The organism is Nostoc sp. ATCC 53789, assembly GCF_009873495.1.
GTDB classification, from domain to species: domain Bacteria; phylum Cyanobacteriota; class Cyanobacteriia; order Cyanobacteriales; family Nostocaceae; genus Nostoc; species Nostoc muscorum_A.
Genome location: NZ_CP046703.1, coordinates 2,609,084 through 2,628,546 on the forward strand (window position 1 = coordinate 2,609,084; position 19,463 = coordinate 2,628,546).

The window sequence follows — 19,463 nt, forward strand, 5'->3', positions numbered from 1 at the left end:
ATAGTGCATTCTCCCCTCGGCAACTCTATATTCTGGCAGCGATCGCTACACAACACCTGCCTGAAAAACTCGTCCAATTACTTCTTCTACAGGCGGTTCAGTAACAGTTAAATCAATTACCTCCAAATCCGTCAAAATCTTAGATACCGTGCGGGTAAGCGCCTCTCTAGATACCATAAAATGCACCGATCGCCCTTCTAAGAGTTGCACATCCCCGTATGTCATAAGTTTTTCCATTGGTAGAGGTTGGGCTAATTCTATATGGACTTCTCGGTAAGGAGCAAAACGTTCTAGTAGTCCATCTAAACTACCGTCATACATCAGGCTTCCTTGGTGAATCAACAGCACTCGTTGACACAAAGCTGTAATATCAGCCATGTAGTGACTCGTCAACAGCACTGTAGCCTGATAACGCTGATTGTAGTCGCGCAAAAAATCGCGTACCGCCACCTGAGCATTTACATCTAATCCCAGAGTCGGTTCATCTAGGAACAATACATGGGGACGATGCAAAAGTGCTGCTAGCAATTCTGCCTTCATCCGCTCACCCAAAGATAGCTTCCGTACCGGTTGGGTCAGTTTGCCTTCTAGGGAAAGCATCTCTGTTAATTCTCCTACCCGCCTTTGAAACTCTTTATCAGAGATGTTGTATACAGCAGCATTAATTCTCAAAGAATCCAGCGCTGGTAAGTCCCAAATTAGCTGCTGTTTTTGCCCCATCACCAAGGTAATTTTTTGCAAAAATGCTTCTTTCCGATGAAACGGAATTTGTCCAGCTACCGTGACTTTACCGCTAGAGGGATGAATCAGCCCCGTGAGCATTTTTAGTGTGGTGGTTTTTCCAGCACCATTTGGGCCCAAAAACCCTACTACTTCACCAGGAGAAATTTGAAAGGAAACATCCTGAACTGCTTTAATTGAGCGGTAGGTACGGCGGAAAAGGTGAGTGATTGTACCTTTAATACCCGGACTTTTAACTGCTACTGGATAAGATTTACTCAAATTTTCAGCAACAATGATTGACATATTTTTTATATTAGAACCACGGATGCATATAGACACACGTAAATCATCGATGTTTAACTAAACAGAATTCAGGAGTCAGGAGTCAGAATGGACTAAACCCTAGCTATCCGCTAACAGAATTGAATTTTGACCAATAAAGTGGATAGCGAGTGAGAGTTTTTTTGATTCTGACTTCTGGATTCTTCTACTGTGGTTCCAAATAGGAAAGTAGGGATTTTCGGCAGTGACATATCATGATTGACTGTGATGAAGAAAGGGAAAGGGGAAAAGGGGAAAGGGGAAAGGGAACCCCATACTTAAAAGCAGGGGTTTCAAATATAGACACTGCTAAGTTATCGCACTACGTGCCTTAAAAATCTTGTTTTTTTATTCTCCATATTTAAAAATAGGGGCTTCATACCTTTTATTAGTGTATTGCCCTTTCCCCCTTTCCCCTTCCCCTTTTCCCCTTCTTGGTGGGCATTATGCACAACACATAGACTTTACCGCAAACGTCCCGATCGCAATGTACTAATAATTAACCACAAACCCAATAAACTAGCGACTGCAAACAGGGTGGTACTTAAAAAAGATAACTGTGTTGTCTGCGCTCTAGTGGAAATAATTGCTGCACCCATAATCAGCGAACCTACTAGTATACTAAAAGATAGTCGGTTAGCCGCATCGTCCATAGTGCGCCGCACGCCATCTAAACCCCGCAGCGATAGATTCCACTGTAAGGTTTCTGAGGTAACTCGGTCTAATAGCAGTTCTATTTGGCGAGGAGATTGGAGAGACAGACTTTTAATATCTAAGGCTGTCCGTAATAGCGATCGCACTGGATTATCGCCCAATAATTGCCGACGAAACAAGTCTGTAATTAATGGTTTAACTTCATCGAAAAAATTAAGCTCTGGGTTGAATGTCCGCGCTACACCTTCTAAATTTGCTAGGGTTTTGGCATACAAACCCATATTGCTAGGTAATCTAATTTTATTGTTACGCGCAACTTGTAAAACTTCATAAATTATCTGACTGAAGTTGATTTGCGTTAAGCTGACATTGTGATACTTTCGCAACATGCGATCGTAATCATTTTCTAACCGCGACAAAATAACTGGTTGAGCAGAATCTGATAGCTGCAAAGTTAATTGAGCGCACCTTTGAGCATCTAAATCAACGATCGCTAACAACATCTCTGTTAATATCTGCTGTGTGCGGGGATCAAGTCTTCCCACCATGCCACAGTCTAAGAGAGCAACCCGCCCATCTGTGAGATAAAACAAGTTTCCCGGATGGGGATCGGCGTGAAAAAAGCCATCAATATATAATTGTTGAAAAAATACCCGAAATAACAAAGTAGTTATTTCTTTACGCTCTACGGCAGGGTCTTTACCATTATTGTTATTGTTTAAATCTGCCGACAAGAATGGTACTCCATCTAACCATTCCATCACCAGTAATTTTTCTGTAGTCAATTCCCAGTTAATCTCTGCAACCACTATTTGCGTGGGATCAAACCAGCGACTTTTAGATAAGTTGCGCCGCAGTTGGTCGGTAAAACCCGCTTCCCGTGTAAAATCTAACTCGGCTTCTAGGGCTTTGGTAAATTCTTCAGCAATGGATTTGATTTCGTAGGTTTGCCCAAATTCAGTCCGCGCCACTAAATCGGCAATACCTTGAATTAAAGCAATATCTTGGGCAATAGTCAGATCGATTCCTGGACGTTGTACTTTTAGAGCGACTTCTCGACCGTCTGCTAATGTAGCGCGATGTGTCTGGGCAATTGATCCCGCCGCTACGGGGATCGGGTTAACTGTCTTGAAGGTTTCTGCTAGTGGACGTTTTAATTCTTTGCGAAGGATTATTTCTATTTCTGACCAAGGAACTGGTGGTACTTCGTCTTGTAAGGTTGATAGTTCCTCAATGTAGGAGGCGCTGAGTAAATCTGGACGGGTAGAAAGTAGCTGTCCAAGTTTAACGTAAACTGGCCCCAAGTCTACCAGGATATTTTTTAAAACCGCAGGTGTAGGTAACTGTGGTTCATCAGCTTTGCCACCAGTGAGTAACCTTCGCATATAGTCCCAACCATTGCGAAGGAATACTTCAAGAATTTCTCGTTGACGGGGAACAGTTTGGGTGAGGAACATTTTTGTAAATAACTGCAAAGACGCAGGGAGTTAAAGAGGTAAACAACAGGGGATAACAATACAACGGAAGTTGGCTTTAGCTTTTAAAGTTTTGCTAGCTGCGCCACAGCCTTGGAATCTTTTTATGGATGATTGTACGGCTTCGTGAAATTTCTGTTCACTTAGCATTCGTTTGACGTAATTAGAGCAGGAATCCCCACCGTGTAATAAGCGATGGGAACAACTAAATCCTTTGGAAGGAGAAATATATTTTTGATAGGCTGTAATAGACTCGATTGCCATTGTCTTGGCGAGAGGCTCAAAGCTAATAATGTTCATAACTGTCAGATAAAATAACAGACAGTCAAGTTATAATAGGAAAACAGACTTTTTAGCCTCTGCCAAGGGTTCTAACTTTCTTTTACAGCAGGTCAGTAAATCGAGAATCGCTTTGGAGAATTTTAAGGATCTGCTTAATTTCCTGGGTACGTTCTTTTTTAACAACGAGGGTGACATTGCGATCGCGCACAATCACCACGTCCTCTAAACCAATTGTAACAACTACATCCTCTGGATTTGAGGCATAAATAATCGCCCCCTGCGTATCTAGCCCTACGTGGGTAGCGAGTTCTACATTGGGATTCTCTTCTGTTTTGAGTAACCGCTCGATCGCATTCCAATCTCCTAAATCATCCCAACCAAAATCAACTGGCAAAACGTATGCTAGAGTTGTCTTTTCCATTAGGGCATAGTCTATACTCTTCTTAGGCAACTGGGGATAGATATCAGGACCCTGTTGTTCTAAAGGTTCGATAATTTCTGGAGCATGGGTATGTAGTTCCTTGAGAACAACCCCTGCCCGAAAAACGAACATTCCACTATTCCAGCTAAAGCGCCCCGTAGATAAAAAAGTCTCTGCCGTTTCGCGGTCGGGCTTTTCAGTAAAGCGGTTGACGTGATAAGCTGGCAACTCATTAAAGCTACCTATCTTTTCACCTTGTTCAATGTAGCCGTAACCGGTTGATGGAAAAGTAGGCTTGATCCCCAGTGTAACGATCGCTGCTGTGCTTGCTGCCAGTTGCGTAGCCGCGCTTAATGTGTGTGCAAACGCTTCTTCGTTAGCAATCCAGTGGTCAGCAGGGAAAAAGCCAATAACAGCGTCTTCTCCATAGCGCTGTTTGATTTCTAAACTTGTCCAAGCAACGGCTGCGGCTGTGTCTCTGCCTTCCGACTCAATCAGTAAGTTTTCAACTGGTAGATCAGGTAATTGTTGTCGTACCCCTTCAGCTATCTGACTAGAAGTGATCACCCACAAGGAATCCCACCCGCCACCGAGTTTTATCAATCGATCGGCGGTTGCTTGTAATAAACTTCTAGAGCTACCATCAAGACTTAAAAATTGCTTAGGTCGGTCTTTGCGGCTCAGGGGCCAAAAACGTTCACCTTTACCACCAGCAAGGATTACGGGGAACAATAAAGTATTCATGTTGTCATACACGCCTACCGAAGAACATTATAAGTTTACAGTGAGCCTTTCCACTGGCAATATCTGTAGCTTGGATTAACATACTTTTAGGGAGTGGTTGAGTGGGGAGATAATTGTGATAAAACAAGTCGAATGGTCGGAAAATCCGGTTACATCTCAGCAAGTAATAGAATTTGAAACTGAGGTGCGATCGCAGCAAATTCAACGCACGGAAAATCAGGTAACGCCTGCACCAGTAGCCGATTCAGAGGAGGAGGATGTCGAACTAAACCAGCCAGCCAATCCGAATCGTAGCGTCGTCGAATCTGTGGGCGCAATTCCCAATCAGCTTTACGAGAGACTGGGCTTAACCATGCCTCGTTGGTTGTTGTGGATCATGACGGTTGTCATCGGCATCATCTTATCTGGGCTGCTAGTCTCGACGTTAGCGCTGTGGACTCCTTTGTGGAGCAATCTCGATCGAACAGATGAAGATTTAGGAACCAATATTAAAGACGAGTTAAAAATACCGCTACCAGGGGAGTTGTGGAGCAAACTTTCCCAGTATCAGCTTTCACGACCCATGAATATCTTAATTATGGGGATTGAACCAGTTAACGGTACTGTTGATGGTTCACCAGAAAGCTTTGCTGGCAAAAGCGACTCCATGCTGTTAGTACGGCTTAATCCTGGTGAAAAATCTGTAAGGGTGCTTTCCATTCCTAAAGATACGATGATTGCCATCCCCGAAAAGGGAGAAAAGGGATTAACTAAGGTATCTGATGCCAATGCTAAAGGCGGCCCAGTCTTGGCAGCACGGGTAGTTAGCCGTACCTTAAACAACGCCCCAATCGATCGCTACATCCGTATTTCTACTAGCGGCTTACGGCAGTTAGTCGATCAGTTAGGTGGGGTAGAGGTCTTTGTTCCCCAATCAATGACATATAAAGACTCCAGCAGTCGCCTGTCGATTAATTTAGTCAGTGGCTGGCAAACCCTCAACGGCGAACAAGCAGAACAGTTTGTGCGGTTCCGCGAACCAGGTTTGGGAGATTTGCCAAGAGTGCAGCGTCAGCAAGCACTAACAGCAGCATTGCTGCAACGCTTAAATAGTCCTACCATCTTACCGAGGTTGCCTCAATTAACTCGCTTAATGCGAAAATACTTTGATACCAACCTGAAGATGGAAGAAATGATGGCGTTGGTGAACTTTGGTCTCAACCTAGATCGAGATAATTTCCAAATGACGGTGCTGCCTGGTACTTTTAGCCGCTTTAGCAAAGACCCTGATAGCTATTGGCTAAATATGACTGGACAACAGAGCCTGTTGAATGATTATGTTGGGGTAAATGTACCTGGTCTGAAACCAGATATGCGTCAGGTTCCTAACCTCAAAATTGCTATTCAAAATGCCTCCAATCAACCTCAGCTAACTGAAAAAGTTATTGCTTATCTGAAACAGAAAGGCTTTACTAATATTTACAAAGTACCTGATTGGCCAGATACCCAACGTCAAACTCAGATTATTGTCCAAAAAGGCAATCGGCGAGTTGGTGTTGATTTGCAAAAAGTCTTAGGCTTGGGTCAAATTGAGGTGTCAGCGATTGGTGATTTAGAATCTGACCTCACCATTCGGATTGGTAAAGATTGGAAATAGTCATTGGTCATTAGTCATTAGTCATTAGTCATTAGTTAAATGACAAAGGACTAATGACAAAGGACAAAGGACAAATAATAAAGTTATGAAAAAGATTTTACTACGCTTTTTGGGTTGGATTGTAATTTTGATACTAGCATTTTGCTGGATAATACTTAATCCCAAACCGGCTTTTGCTCAACTCAACACAATTAACTACAACAATATAAATTTAGAAAATCGTGATTTTTCTAATTCTGATTTGGCGGGTGTGACTTTTGTAGCAGCAGAAATGCGGGGGACAAATTTCCAAGGAGCGAATTTAACCAACGCAATTCTCACTAAAGGAGTTTTGTTAAAAGCAAATTTGGAAGGCGCGAACTTAAGCGGCGCTTTAGTCGATCGCGCCACTATGGATGGTGCTAACCTGAAAAATGCCATTTTTACAGAAGCAACTTTGACCCGCAGCCGTTTTTTCGATGCCGAAATTACAGGTGCTGATTTTACAGACGCTTTGATTGACCGTTATCAAGTGTCGCTAATGTGTGAAAGGGCCGATGGGGTAAATCCGGTTACGGGTATGTCAACGCGAGATAGTTTGGGGTGTAAGTAAAGAATCTCAGCGTTGAGCATAAAAAAGAGATATTTTACCGATTGACTGAGAATTGTCAAAAACCAGTCGCCTCTAATTACTGCTAGGAATTTCAATCAAAAACTCTGTTCCTTCTCCCGGCTTAGAAGAACATTTAATTTGACCATGATGCTTTTCAACTACTATTTGATAGCTGATAGACAATCCTAACCCAGTACCTTTACCTGGCCCTTTAGTAGTGAAGAAGGGATCAAATATATGCGATCGCACTTCTTCTGGAATTCCCAGACCATTATCAGCTATTCTAATTACAATCTGGTTATTAATGGTTTGCGTACTAATCCAGATAGTCAAAGGTATCATAGGACAGCGCTGAGATAACTTTAAATACCTTTGCTGTATAGCTTTAAACTTTTCCTCTAATGCATCAATACTGTTACTCAACAGATTCATAAATACTTGATTTAATTGCGAGGGATAGCATTCGAGCAAAGGTAAAGTAGCATATTCTTTAACAATCTCAATAGCTGGGCGTTGATTATTGTTTTTGAGCCGATGCCCTAAAATCAGCAAAGTACTATCTAATCCCTCATGAATATCTACTGCCTTCAATTCAGCTTCATCTGTACGAGAGAAGTTTCGCAGTGATAGTACAATATCATGAATTCGCTCTGTTCCTATTTTCATTGAATCAAGAGTTTTGGGTAAATCTTCGATGATAAAATCCAAATCATTATTGTCAATTTTTTCTTGGGCAGTTGGCGGTAGAGAGGAGTTTTGACGGTAAATTTTTACTGCATTCAGTAGTTCTTGAATATATTCATTTAAATGTATAAGATTTCCAAAAATAAAACTCACAGGATTGTTGATTTCATGAGCCACTCCAGCAAGTAATTGTCCTAAACCTGCCATTTTTTCACCCTGAATTAACCTGGTCTGTGTTTGTTTTAATTCTTGTAGGGTTTGAGTTAGTTCTAAGGTTTGACGTTTGGTTTGTTCGAGTAATTCTGCTTGCTGAATCGCAATTCCAAATTGCACAGCTACTTGAGCTAGTAAATTAATTTCTTCCTCTTTCCAATAGCGCGGTTGCGAATTTTGATAAGCAACTAATAATCCCCATAATTTTTCACCTTGTCGAATGGGAACAAAAGTTTCATTGCGTGGCAGTTCATTATCATCGTCTGTGTTCTCAAAGGTTTTTAGAATCATTGGTTGGGCTTGTGCAACAGGTTTCCAACCATCTTTAAAGGAATCTGCCACAAATTTACCGCTCCAATCTGCGTTGAAGCGGTAGATTGCAACTCGCTCGACTTCGAGCAATTCTCGCACTGCTTGAGTAGTGGTTCTAAAAATAGTTTTAATATCGAGTGACTGGCGGATTTTATCAATGGTTGCAGCTAGCAATTCTTGACGTTCCATTGCTTTCTCGCGTTCAGTTGCTTCTGCTAACTGGACAACCTGCATTTGAACTTGTTTAAAATAAGAATCCTGTTTTAATGCGACTCCCAATTGCTCGGCTATTTGACTGGCAAATTCAATTTCAGAGGGTTGCCAGTGACGAGAAGCGGTGCATTGATGAATACACAGCAATCCCCAAAGTTCACCTTTTTTCAATAGAGGTGCGACCAAATTTGCTCGCACTTGAAATTTTTCTAAAATTTGGATGTAGCAAGCTGGAAAATTTGCTTGATAAATATCAGCGATCGCATTTACTCGACCCTGTGCATAAAGGGATACAAAGTTTTCACCGAAGCAATAATCATAAACTTTTTCTGCTACTACCGAGTTACACTCAGGTACAACATCCTCAGAAATAAATTCTCCTTCCCAATCTTTTTGTGGGTCAAACCGAAAGACTGCCACTCGGTCTGCTTGCAGCATTTTCCGCGCCTCGGTGACAGTTGTTTGGAAAATTGTATCTAAATCTAGGGACTCTCGAATTCGAGTAATCACACTAGTTAATGTCTTTTGTTGCTCTGCTTGGTACTGAGCGTGTTCCAGCAACTTATAGTGTCGCAGTGCTACACCAATTTGTGTACCGATTTTGGTCAGTGATTCGACTTCATAAGATTGCCACTGTCTAGGTGAGACATTTTGGTAAGCAGCAATGACTCCCCAAAGTTTGTCTCCTTGGAGAATAGGGGCAGTTGCAAAGGCTTTGGCCTGGAATTGCTCTAACAAGGTTACATGACAGTCTGTTAATCCAGCTTGGTAAATGTCATTGACTGTAAATGTCTCGTTGTCAACATAACGTCCGCCTTGTGTCTGTTGTAAATAAGTATCAAAAATTGTCGGCTGAACGCCAACTAAGGGAGTCCAACCTTCAGCAAATGATTCAGCAACAAAGTTACCACTCCAATCGGCATTAAAGCTAAAGATGGCAACTCGGTCAGCTTGCAGTAGCTTGCGTATTACTTGAGTTGTGGTTTTAAAGATGGTTTCAATATCAAGGGGTGAGCGAATTTTATCGACAATCTGAGCAATTACTTGGTCGCGTTGAGCCGCTTGAGCCAATTTTGCAGCTTGTAATTGCACTTCGTGAAGATGCTTTGCTTGTTGAATCGCAACCGTCAGATGGTCAGCAATTTGACGAGTAAATTCAATTTCCGATTCTTTCCAGTTACGAGCCTCACTGCACTGATGAATGCAAAGTAATCCCCACAGTTCTTTCTGGCGCGATAAAGGGACAACGAGATTGGCCTTGACCTGAAATTTACTCAAAATTGCGGCATGGCAATCACTTAGTCCGGCATTGTAAATATCCGCTACTGCTTGGACTCGACCTTGTTGATAACTGGAAGCAAATTGTTCTCCAAAGCAATGGTCGTAAACTTTTACTTTTAACGCCGAAGTCCAACCAGGTGCAATATCTTCAGAAACAAATTCTCCTTCCCAGTCTTTTTCTAGGTCAAACTGGAAGACTGCTACACGGTCAGCATTTAGCAGTAGACGCACTTCTGTAGCGGTAGTTTGAAAAATCGTTTCTAAGTCAAGAGACTCTCGAATTCGCACAATTACACTCGCCAGAGCCTTTTGTTGATCTAGTTGCTCTTGAAGTTGAGCGCTTGACAATAGAAGTTGATTTTCTGTGAAATTTGAATTGGGTTCCATTGCTCTGGATTTTATCGTTTTTATACAAGGGTTCCTAATACCAAACTTCATGAGTCAAAAATATGACAAACTGCAAATTTTTACAGTTTTCAACTATTTCCCAGAAGCTGGCTATTGTTATAGTTCCCCTTTCTCGATCTATCCTCGTAATGGTTTAAAAAATAATTTTGGCTTGTATACAACAAAAGACATGAATAATTCAAGGTTTGTAGTTAGCGGTAGCCCTTACTAAGAGCTAATTCGATTAATTTCACATTGCGATCGCAGGCATCGCACTTAAAATGACTATAAACTAATGACTGATTTGCCAAAATTTACCTGACAGACTGCGGAATTTCAGGTTAAATGTTTTAAAGTATGCACTCTGTAAGAGTTGTCGGGTATTATTCGTGACACAACAAGACCAAAAACCCTCTCGTTCTTTCGCTGGAATTGCTGGCATTGTTGCCGCAGCCACATTAATTAGTAAAGTCTTCGGTTTAGTGCGGCAGCAAGCGATCGCTGCGGCTTTTGGTGTTGGTGCTGCTGCTACCGCCTATAGCTACGCCTATATTATCCCTGGCTTTCTATTGATCTTACTTGGTGGCGTAAATGGGCCATTACACAGTGCAGTTGTCAGCGTTTTAGCCAAACGACGGCGAGAAGAAGCGGCTCCTTTAGTGGAAACTGTGACAACACTGGTGGCTGGAGTACTGTTGCTGGTAACAGTGGCTCAAGTTTTATTTGCGGATGCGATCGTTGATCTAGTCGGTCATGGTTTGGAAGAGACAACCAGAGCGATCGCTATTCAACAACTCCGCATTATGGCACCAATGGCTTTATTTGCTGGTTTAATTGGCATCGGCTTCGGTACTCTGAATGCAGCCAATCAATATTGGTTACTTTCCATTAGTCCCTTATTATCCAGCATTACCGTTGTTGCCGGACTTGGTATCCTGGCGATGCAACTGGGCAAGGATATTATTAAGCCGGAGTACGCTTTAATTGGTGGAATGGTCTTAGCTTGGGGAACTTTGGCAGGAGCCATTCTCCAGTGGTTAGTGCAGCTAATTGTCCAGTGGCGGTTAGGACTCGGCACATTACGCCTGCGGTTTGATTTTAAATCCCCAGGCGTTCAAGAAGTAATTAAAATCATGACTCCGGCAACAGTTTCCTCTGGAATGATGCCAATTAATGTTGCCACTGACCTTTATTTTGCTAGTCCTATCCCTGGTGCGGCGGCAGGATTTAACTATGCGAATTTATTAGTTCAAACTCCGTTAGGGATTATTTCTAATATCATTTTACTGCCTCTGTTACCGATATTTGCCAAACTTGCTGGCCCCGAAAATTGGCCAGATTTAAAATTACGTATTCGCCAAGGACTGTTACTTACTGCCTTCACCATGCTACCGCTAGGGGCGCTGATGGTGGCATTATCTGTACCTATTGTGCAGGTGGTATATGAACGCGGTGCTTTCAAGCCAGAAGCCACAAAGCTAGTTTCATCCTTGCTAGTCGCTTACGGGATTGGAATGTTTGTCTATTTGGGACGTGATGTTTTGGTGCGGGTGTTCTACGCTTTAGGCGATGGACAGACACCATTTCGCATTAGTATTTTTAACATCTTGCTCAATATCTTATTAGATTGGTTTTTCGTTAAACCTTTTGGCGCTCCCGGTTTGGTGTTAGCAACAGTGGGTGTAAATTGTAGCTCAATGTTGATGCTGTTGTGGTTGCTCGATCGCAAACTCAATGGTTTACCTTGGCGCGAGTGGGGTTTGCCGATTTTGGGTTTGGCTGCTGGTAGCGTGGTAGCTGGGGTAGCAAGCTATGGGACATTGGTTGGTTCTCAGCAATTACTAGGTAAAACGGGTTTACTGATTCTGGTATTGCAGTTGTGTGTATCTGGCTTTGTGGGAATTGCGGTGTTTGCTGCGATCGCTTCCTGGATGAGAATACCAGAGGTGAATAGTTTTATATCTCGCCTACGTCAACGCTTTTTGAAAAAATAACTGTTATTTAAATAGAATTCAGGAGTCAGGAGTCAGAATGGGCTAAACGCCCCGCTACCGCTAACAGCATGAACTTGGAGTCAGAGAAAGCGGATAGCGCAACGTAAAGACAAGAGGGTGGTGGATCTGAATCTTCCACTTTCTTGTTCTGACTCCTAAATTCTGACTTCTAAATTCTGAATTCTGAATTCTGACTCCTGAATTCTTCAATTAAATATTTCAGTTAGTACACCCAAGTGGGTGAGAAATAATTCAGCCATTAGGGTGAACCAGGTGTGCGAGGTTACATTTTGTAAAAAAAGAGATTCTAGTACTAGAGAACATTGATTTTACCTAACTCTAGTGAGAAGAATTCTATGAAACTTACAAAATTAGCTGCCTCTGCACTTGCTGTTGCTTCCATTGTCCTCTCCGCAGGAATTGCTTCTGCTCAAACAGCCGGTACAAACGGTAATTATATTGGTGCTGGTGTTGCAGTTGGTGCAACCAGTGGCGGACAAGGAAACGATGAATCACAAATTGGCGGTAATATTCAAGGACGTTACGCCCTTCCCAATGCACCTGTTTCACTGCGGGGTTCTGTACTGTATGGTGGTGATGCTGCTGCAATTATGCCTATCGTGACTTACGATGCGCCGATCGCCAGAAACACTAACGTTTACTTCGGTGGTGGTTATTCTTTTGTAACTGACGAAGGTCAAAAAACCCCATTGGGCAATCAGAATGCACCTGTAGTCACCCTTGGTATTGAATCAGAAGTTAGCAATAATGTTATTGCTTATGGCGATACTAAATGGGGCATTGATGCCTACAGAAACAGTGATGCTGATGCTGTCAGCTTCCAAGCTGGATTAGGCTATCGCTTCTAGTGATTACGAGCTAGGAGACAGCCTATTCACAAGCTAAAGGAATGATGTTTACCAGCCGTAATAGAATTTATTCTGTCATATCTGAGCATCTATACTCAGATATGACATATTTTTAATCATTTTTACTTATGATTTTGATAACCAATTATATTGGCTATTATCAATAGTTTTTCTTAAAGTTAAATGGCCAATTTTAAATATGCATAAAAGATATTACTCATGGAAAACATTAATGCCATTCCAGAAATACTGGGTGAAACAACTGATGTAGAATCTTGGCTAATTCGGGCTGGGCTAAGATTTTCAGACTTAGGTAACGATGCCGCCAGTATTGCCATCCGTAAGCAATGGCGAGAATATCAAGCCGCAGTTCAAAGATGCTGTGCAGTCCTACACCAACCACCTTCACGTGTTCAATTAAGCGGCGACTATGCCAACCTGAGAATACCTGGGAGTGCATCAACCTGTGCGATTCCTCGTACCGATTCTATGTGAGGCTGCACTTTCAACCCGATGCGGATTTATTCTTCCACAAACATAAATTTTAACAACTTGATGATGGTTATTCAGAATTCTGAATTCAGAATTCTGAATCCTTCTTATTAATAACTCTGTTGCACACCATTTACTACTGGTTTAACTTCAGAAAATGGATCAGTGCCGCCACCCCAGTTAAAATCACTAATTCGGATGCTAAAGCCGCCTAATTCCAACACTGGATTGTAACGCAAGGTGATGCCATAGGTGCGACGGCTATATTCTAAAATGTAGTCAGTACTGGTTTCTCTACCAGTATCCAAGTTAACAGATGTTTGAAAGCCTAAGCGAAAAGGGCCATAAATTTGCTGTGATATCCCAGCAGTCAAAACTTTGTTATCAACGGAGCGATCAAACAAAAAGGGTGATAATCCGTTGTTTAAGCCTTGAGAGAAACTAATATTAAAGGCGGTATAGTCGAAAAAAGGGCGAGAAAAATGACCAACTTGTCCTTGTAAACCAATTCTCGCAGTTAGGGTGCTTTGGTTATCACCATTGCTGTAATAACTCGTAGTGCCAGTAAGTCCACCAATCGCTTGCAAGTAAGGAACTACAGGGTTAGCCGTGTATCGTAATCCCTCAGTGGCAGTGGGCGGTAATGGTTTTCCCTGCCACAGTAACACCCCAGTACTGAGGTCAGCACTAGCTTGGAAACGACCTAGTGAAATGCGATCGTTTTCCCGTATGGGTTCTAGTAAGTCTTGGCGATCGGTATTGGCATCGATATACTGAGCGCTTCCCTGATAGGTGAGGTTGATGCCACTTTTTCCTAAAGGAATCACAGGAGAGGTAATAATGCCCCCAAAACTGCTCTGGACAGTTTGAAAACCGAGAGTACCGTTGTAGAGGCGATCGCGGTAATTATATTGCACATTCAAGAGATGGGGAAGGGAAGTGCCTATTATCTGACGCAATCCCAAATTCACCCGCAAATTGTCTTCCACCTTGTCTAAGTCAAAACTGGTTAACTCCCCAGTTCCTTCAATTACTGCTCGTGGACTCAAAACAGAATTTACCTTTGTCTTGACAGCAAACAATGAGCCTAAGTTACCTATACCTTCTTGCACACCTCTCTGTACTAGTAACTGAGGCGTGATTGTCCAGCTTGTCTTCTCTGTATCGATCACTGGAAAACCACGCTCAATATACAAACCACCTCGCTTATCTCCATCATAGCCGGGAGAAACTATTGCAGGTGTAACGTCCCGCTCCCGGCGGTCAATCGTCTGCTGATTCACCGGAATTGGTAAGGAGATTCTTTGATCCAATACCAAACGCTGTCGCTGTGTTCTAATGCGGTCTACTAAGGGTGTTTCTCGTGTCAGAGTTACTGTATCTGCGCGTAACTCTAGTTCTGGAGGTGAAAAAGGATCGTTGGTGATGCGGACATCCCTTGCTTGCCAGCCTTGCGGATAGAAGTCAATGTGTTCAGCTTCAAATCTGAGCCGATTGACTACACCTCCTGTTTTCGGGGGTGAGAGGTTGCTAGCATCAGCCTGACCCCCGACTGTAAAATCAATTCCTCCAGGGCTGCTTACACCAGAAAGGGGCTGATTGGCTCTAATGCGATCGCTAGGCGGACGTTTTGTTACTCCACCAGCAGCTGCATCTATGGGTGAGAAAGCAAAATCTGTTTGTGCTGAGGGCACATAAATTTCTCCTCTACCATTTAAGAGTTCTCCATTATCTTGAACAAAGTTATAGGTAAAGCGTTGTCCACGCAGTATCTGATCGCCCCTGGTTAAAGTTACGTTGCCTTCCCCCGCAGCAATTAAGTTGTCTAAATTAACTTGCAAGCGATCAGCATCCACCACCGCCCCATCAAATCGCACAACTACATTTCCAACAGCTGTAATAATTCGCCGTTGCTCGTCATACTCTTGCCGATCTGAAGTGACTTCTACAATTCTCGGTTTGGCTGGCGGTTTGCTAGCTGGTGCTTGTGGCTGATTGGTGGTATTTACTGGTGGTGTAGATGTTGGCGCTTGAGTTTGTTGTTGGACTTGGGAACTGAATTCTACAGTGATGGGCGTTGGGAGTTGCTTTGTCGGATTACGAGACTGGAATTTTATAAAATTTTGTACTGATTGAGAACTTGGTGCAAGATCGGCAGCAGATAGAGAGATATTGTCTTTTTGTGAAGACTGTGGCGCAGTAATGTCACTTAGCTGTTTTTGCTGCCCTAACTTCTTAGCTAAAATTTCCGCCTTGGATTCGACTAACTTATTGCTGGTTGTAACCCTTGGGACAACTGGAATAGAAGGCGGAGATTGGGCGACAAGGGGACTTGGAGAGACCCTATAGTTCAATCGTAGAGAGTCCAAAAAGGTTTGTTTGTCTCTACCAATAGAATTGGAATTTAGTGTAGACGCAAAGCGGCTTGTCGTTAGACCTTGCTCACCGAGTTTTTGAGAAGGTTCAGGTTTTGCATTTAGGGAAGGCTCCGCTCCAACTTTTTTTGGCAATGCAGTGGCTTCTGTTTGCATCTCCCGTTTGCGTAACGCCGCTCTTAGGAGAAGCTCTGAGTTGCGGTGTTCGACGCTCGGATGGCCATTAGAGGTTTTAATATCGTGCGTTGGATAACCAACCAGCAGCGATCGCCCCAACGCAGCACTTCCTGAGTCGGTAATGGGGGAAATCTCTGGTGGGAAGGTTTCTGGTGGATGAGGTACAGAGGAAGTTTCGGCAACTACTGAGTCATCCTGAGTTGAGTTGATGGGAGTTGGCAATGGCGAATTACTTTTGGTGTCACCCGCAATCGACAACTCAGGCAAATCCTTGGACTGCTTGGATTTGTCTGTCTTTTCCTGCATTCCAGTTTCTACAACTGAAAGAAACTTTGTATGACTAGCAGATGAGGTGGGATTTACAGGTTGTAAAGATTCGAGGATAGGAGGCGGATTGGGTGGCAGAACTGGATGAAGCATATTTGAGCAAAATCGGGCTAACAAACAGCCAAATGACGGACGGAAGGATAAACATACATTCTGCCTTCCGACTGTCGCCTTCTGCTACCTACAGCAAGCTACCTGGAGGAAGAAACTTACTAAATTTCGCTTAGTAAGTTTCTGTGGCGTTTAGTATTTTCCGCCTTCCAAAGTCGCGGATGATTTATCGCCCTTTTACTCTAAGTCCCGACGGCCGGGGTTACGAGCAGGATCGTTCGACAAAAATCCGAAGATGAAGATAGTTACGAAGAAGGCAACAACAATATAAACAGCGATTTTTAAAGTCAGCATAGAAATATCTCCAACGGGTAAAACAAAGAAAGCTTTTCTTTGAGGATCTGCCATGCAGAAAAGATAGCTACTTTATATTACCCAAATCTCGTCCCTTTTTTAGAGGACTGTGGGGACATGGGACTGGGCACTTAGAGACTAGGGACTAGCAGTACCTACTCTACAGTTATTGAGAATGGTGCAAAATGTCAGTTGTCTGACTTTTAGATGCCCTTAAAAATAACTCAGAAACTGCTTACTCCAGTTTGTGACGTTAACTGACAGCAAAAGTTTCTTCCCAAAGGCAACATATTAAATAAAGGTTATGGGAAATAGTTGCCAGAATACGGTTCGGTTAAAGGGGAAAGGGAAAAGGGGAAAGGTTTTGAATACATCCTTTATCCTTTACCCCCGCCCCTTATCCCCAGAGGGTATTCCACTTTCCCATTCCCCAGACCAGAAGGAAAGTAAAAAATGCTTATCCGAACCGTATTGATAGCTACCATGCCCCCTGTCCCATTCCCTATTTCTCAGTCTGAACTTTTGCTAGGTCTTTACCAATTCGGTTTTTGACTACTCGTGCAGGTATACCTACAGCAACGGAGAAAGGAGGAATATCTTTATTGACAACTGCTCCCGCACCAATAACACTACCTTTGCCGATGGTAACGCCATCTAATACCGTTACTCCATGACCTAGCCAACAATCATCTTCAATCACAATTCCCTTGCGAGTAACACCTTGGTATTTAATTAGCTCCATCGGATCGGCAAAATTATGATTATTGGCATATATCCCGGAGTGGGCAGCAATCATGCAGTGTTTGCCAATTTTAATGTCTCCTGGCCCCTCAATACACACGTTGGGAGCAATAAAGGTGTCTTCATCAATATGTATACACGTATCTTCCAAACACCCTATATCAACGTTACGCTCAATAGCTACTCTATTGCCTAGATGAATTTTATTATTTTTGTGTCCCCTAGCATTCATCCGCACACCCTTGAAAATATAGACTCCACTGCCTATCTCAATACAAGAAGTACCGTTAAATTCAACACCATTTTGAATATAAACTGGGCTGCCTATTTGGGCAAAAATACTCCGATATCCTAAACTACGCAACTTTGGCCCCAAAATAAGTGTAGGAAGATCCCCTAACACAGTAGTTACTACAAGTTCTTGCACACGCTGCAATTTGGAAAAATATTGCTCGTTAGGCATGGCTACATATCTCTTCAATTAATTGTTGTTGACAGTATTGAAAGTTTTTTGCCTGTATCCTACTCTTCTGCCAATACTAAGAGATATCGTATTTTTTAATACATTAAACTTAGTTGGCAGTATTACCGAAATTTACCCATATTTTTAGATGATTTTCCAAAATTTGGAAAACCTCCAGTCTGGCTTTAACTAGGTGAGCAACTCTTGAAATTATGTGTGTTAGAATTACCCACTTAATATGCACAACTACCTTGGATGTCACAGAAGCTTTTGTACCAGTCAAGGCATGTAAAAACTTTGCTTCTTTTTCGCCAGAGCAATTAACAAAAAATCTTAGTGCATTGCAGGGTCAAACCCCAGACTATGAAATTATCTGATGGGTAAAATGGTTGGTTTAGATAGGATACTGTTTTGGTTATCTGGCAAATTTGCAAAGCTTGTTACGCAACTAAGGGATTGAGTTGTTTGCCTTGAGGCTACTTCCTATCAGGCGGTTTTAGTCTTTTAAAACAACTCAGTTCCACAAGCTATGTTGCAACAAAAAATACATTTAACTAGACTATATTCAAAAATTTAGATAAAATTTCTGCCTAGCATAACAATGTAATTATTGTTGGGTCTAATTGGGTATTATTGCCCCAAAAAGCCCAATTAGGGTGGATTATCCCCTACATCAGCCATCACATTGAAGTTGACCATCGGTGCAAACAAGTAAGCGCTTCCCCGACTGCTATGACGGCTTTCTTGCAACGAATTTCTAGAGTATGCTGCTCCAATCATGTTGCACACAGATGATTTACAGACTAGCAAATTCATGTTTGTAATTACATGAATCGTTTTTAATAACAGTTGCTTTTAACAATAACACATTTTATTTTTAGTGGAACACTCTTAATAAATAAGTTGATTGGTGATGAGAATATTGTAAATTAGCTAACTTTTTTTATGGAGCTATCGCTACTCTTAAATAATTTTATACACTTAGATAAAATTCATGGAGGACGGTAATTTTAAAAATGATCACGGATGTTAATTGTCTTTTAGTCTATATTTCTACCTTTGCTTGTCCAAGTAATTTTATAATTGGGCGTTAAACTCAGAATGATATCTACTATACTGATGACACCCTCTTCGTTCAAAAGCTCAAAATTTTCTTCTTCCTTATTACTTATATCTAAAAATTTGTAAATCACCCATTCGGGTGAGCCAAGCGGGTGATGCGTGCTTGGTGTTACTCATTATAAATTTTATTGTAAAGAAAGCTAAAACTTAGCTTAGTTTCCAGAAGAAGTCCACAAAACAACATCAAATTGACCACATTGAGGTATCGGTTTTAACTCACACACTTGGTTCAAATTATGGCTTTAATTAAAGAAATTGTCCAAGAAGCTCTAAATAGCGGCTATCTGAGTGTTGTAGCCGAAGAACAACTGCGATCGCAACTTCAAAGTAATTATGACTCAGAAGACCTAGATGCCTGGATCATTTTACAGCGAGCTATTGTAGCGGGTGATGTTAAACAAGAGTCGCGCCGAAAAAAAGCTTCTCTTTCTCCTAAAGCCAAGGACGCTTCATCAAGTATCAAACTTGCTTATCAAATGGCAGCGGAGATTGCTTATGCAGCTGCTGTAGCTTTGTCAATGACAAAAAATACCAAAGACCAGCCTTCACTAGGTTCATAA

General features: G+C 42.2%; 15 protein-coding genes. 6 read left to right on the plus strand and 9 right to left on the minus strand.

Annotated elements, in window-relative coordinates; all coding sequences use genetic code 11:
• Window positions 1-45: 45 nt before the first annotated feature.
• From GJB62_RS10750 to GJB62_RS10765, 4 genes are all read right to left on the minus strand, one after another.
• Entirely contained in the window at window positions 46-1,026 is a 981-nt protein-coding gene (locus tag GJB62_RS10750) for an ATP-binding cassette domain-containing protein (protein ID WP_114083521.1), read from the minus strand.
• 482 nt (window positions 1,027-1,508) lie between these two features.
• Window positions 1,509-3,155, minus strand: coding sequence for an AarF/ABC1/UbiB kinase family protein (locus GJB62_RS10755; RefSeq protein WP_114083520.1), 1,647 nt, complete (start codon window positions 3,153-3,155; stop codon window positions 1,509-1,511).
• A gap of 30 nt (window positions 3,156-3,185) precedes the next feature.
• Window positions 3,186-3,473 (minus strand): membrane protein insertion efficiency factor YidD, encoded by a 288-nt coding sequence (gene yidD / locus GJB62_RS10760; protein WP_114083519.1) that lies wholly within the window; start codon window positions 3,471-3,473, stop codon window positions 3,186-3,188.
• An 82-nt stretch (window positions 3,474-3,555) separates the two neighbouring features.
• A complete protein-coding gene (locus GJB62_RS10765) occupies window positions 3,556-4,620 on the minus strand; it encodes a mannose-1-phosphate guanylyltransferase (RefSeq protein ID WP_114083518.1) in 1,065 nt (354 codons plus the stop codon).
• 115 nt (window positions 4,621-4,735) lie between these two features.
• Here GJB62_RS10765 and GJB62_RS10770 point away from each other — a divergent pair, with 115 nt between their 5' ends.
• Entirely contained in the window at window positions 4,736-6,256 is a 1,521-nt protein-coding gene (locus tag GJB62_RS10770) for an LCP family protein (RefSeq protein ID WP_114083517.1), read from the plus strand.
• 85 nt (window positions 6,257-6,341) lie between these two features.
• Window positions 6,342-6,848 (plus strand): pentapeptide repeat-containing protein, encoded by a 507-nt coding sequence (locus GJB62_RS10775; protein WP_114083516.1) that lies wholly within the window; start codon window positions 6,342-6,344, stop codon window positions 6,846-6,848.
• Between the two features lie 72 nt (window positions 6,849-6,920).
• Here GJB62_RS10775 and GJB62_RS10780 read toward each other — a convergent pair whose 3' ends face one another.
• Window positions 6,921-9,938 (minus strand): GAF domain-containing protein, encoded by a 3,018-nt coding sequence (locus GJB62_RS10780; protein WP_114083515.1) that lies wholly within the window; start codon window positions 9,936-9,938, stop codon window positions 6,921-6,923.
• Between the two features lie 389 nt (window positions 9,939-10,327).
• On the opposite strand from GJB62_RS10780, the gene murJ reads away from it, so the two are divergent.
• The 3 genes from murJ to GJB62_RS10795 all read left to right on the plus strand — a co-directional run bounded on the left by murJ (window position 10,328) and on the right by GJB62_RS10795 (window position 13,296).
• Window positions 10,328-11,932, plus strand: a complete 1,605-nt coding sequence (murJ, locus tag GJB62_RS10785) for a murein biosynthesis integral membrane protein MurJ (protein WP_114083514.1) — start codon at window positions 10,328-10,330, stop codon at window positions 11,930-11,932.
• A 356-nt stretch (window positions 11,933-12,288) separates the two neighbouring features.
• On the plus strand, window positions 12,289-12,801 hold the full coding sequence (locus GJB62_RS10790) for an outer membrane beta-barrel protein (RefSeq protein ID WP_114083513.1): 513 nt from the start codon (window positions 12,289-12,291) through the stop codon (window positions 12,799-12,801).
• Between the two features lie 219 nt (window positions 12,802-13,020).
• A complete protein-coding gene (locus GJB62_RS10795; protein WP_114083512.1) occupies window positions 13,021-13,296 on the plus strand; it encodes a hypothetical protein in 276 nt (91 codons plus the stop codon).
• A 107-nt stretch (window positions 13,297-13,403) separates the two neighbouring features.
• Here the strand turns inward: GJB62_RS10795 and GJB62_RS10800 are convergent, their stop codons facing one another.
• The 4 genes from GJB62_RS10800 to GJB62_RS10820 form a co-directional block, all read right to left on the minus strand.
• A complete protein-coding gene (locus GJB62_RS10800; protein ID WP_114083511.1) occupies window positions 13,404-16,265 on the minus strand; it encodes a DUF3769 domain-containing protein in 2,862 nt (953 codons plus the stop codon).
• Window positions 16,266-16,460: 195 nt separating this feature from the next.
• The gene (locus GJB62_RS10805; RefSeq protein WP_041566417.1) at window positions 16,461-16,577 is read right to left on the minus strand and encodes a photosystem II reaction center protein I; all 117 of its coding nucleotides are present in this window, start codon (window positions 16,575-16,577) and stop codon (window positions 16,461-16,463) included.
• Between the two features lie 502 nt (window positions 16,578-17,079).
• The gene (locus tag GJB62_RS10810; RefSeq protein WP_114083510.1) at window positions 17,080-17,781 is read right to left on the minus strand and encodes an acyltransferase; all 702 of its coding nucleotides are present in this window, start codon (window positions 17,779-17,781) and stop codon (window positions 17,080-17,082) included.
• Window positions 17,782-18,432: 651 nt separating this feature from the next.
• Window positions 18,433-18,597: a hypothetical protein gene (locus tag GJB62_RS10820; RefSeq protein WP_159402498.1), complete on the minus strand. Its 165-nt coding sequence runs from the start codon at window positions 18,595-18,597 to the stop codon at window positions 18,433-18,435.
• Window positions 18,598-19,139: 542 nt separating this feature from the next.
• Between GJB62_RS10820 and GJB62_RS10825 the strand changes: the two genes are divergently transcribed.
• A complete protein-coding gene (locus GJB62_RS10825; protein WP_114083509.1) occupies window positions 19,140-19,463 on the plus strand; it encodes a hypothetical protein in 324 nt (107 codons plus the stop codon).

Bases quoted from the DNA above. Each gene is read 5' to 3' on its own strand.
- GJB62_RS10750 (WP_114083521.1), bottom strand. From the start codon at position 1,026: ATGTCAATCATTGTTGCTGAAAATTTGAGTAAATCTTATCCAGTAGCA.
- GJB62_RS10755 (WP_114083520.1), bottom strand. From the start codon at position 3,155: ATGTTCCTCACCCAAACTGTTCCCCGTCAACGAGAAATTCTTGAAGTA.
- yidD (WP_114083519.1), bottom strand. From the start codon at position 3,473: ATGAACATTATTAGCTTTGAGCCTCTCGCCAAGACAATGGCAATCGAG.
- GJB62_RS10765 (WP_114083518.1), bottom strand. From the start codon at position 4,620: ATGAATACTTTATTGTTCCCCGTAATCCTTGCTGGTGGTAAAGGTGAA.
- GJB62_RS10775 (WP_114083516.1), top strand. From the start codon at position 6,342: ATGAAAAAGATTTTACTACGCTTTTTGGGTTGGATTGTAATTTTGATA.
- GJB62_RS10780 (WP_114083515.1), bottom strand. From the start codon at position 9,938: ATGGAACCCAATTCAAATTTCACAGAAAATCAACTTCTATTGTCAAGC.
- GJB62_RS10790 (WP_114083513.1), top strand. From the start codon at position 12,289: ATGAAACTTACAAAATTAGCTGCCTCTGCACTTGCTGTTGCTTCCATT.
- GJB62_RS10795 (WP_114083512.1), top strand. From the start codon at position 13,021: ATGGAAAACATTAATGCCATTCCAGAAATACTGGGTGAAACAACTGAT.
- GJB62_RS10800 (WP_114083511.1), bottom strand. From the start codon at position 16,265: ATGCTTCATCCAGTTCTGCCACCCAATCCGCCTCCTATCCTCGAATCT.
- GJB62_RS10805 (WP_041566417.1), bottom strand. From the start codon at position 16,577: ATGCTGACTTTAAAAATCGCTGTTTATATTGTTGTTGCCTTCTTCGTA.
- GJB62_RS10810 (WP_114083510.1), bottom strand. From the start codon at position 17,781: ATGCCTAACGAGCAATATTTTTCCAAATTGCAGCGTGTGCAAGAACTT.
- GJB62_RS10820 (WP_159402498.1), bottom strand. From the start codon at position 18,597: ATGAATTTGCTAGTCTGTAAATCATCTGTGTGCAACATGATTGGAGCA.
- GJB62_RS10825 (WP_114083509.1), top strand. From the start codon at position 19,140: ATGGCTTTAATTAAAGAAATTGTCCAAGAAGCTCTAAATAGCGGCTAT.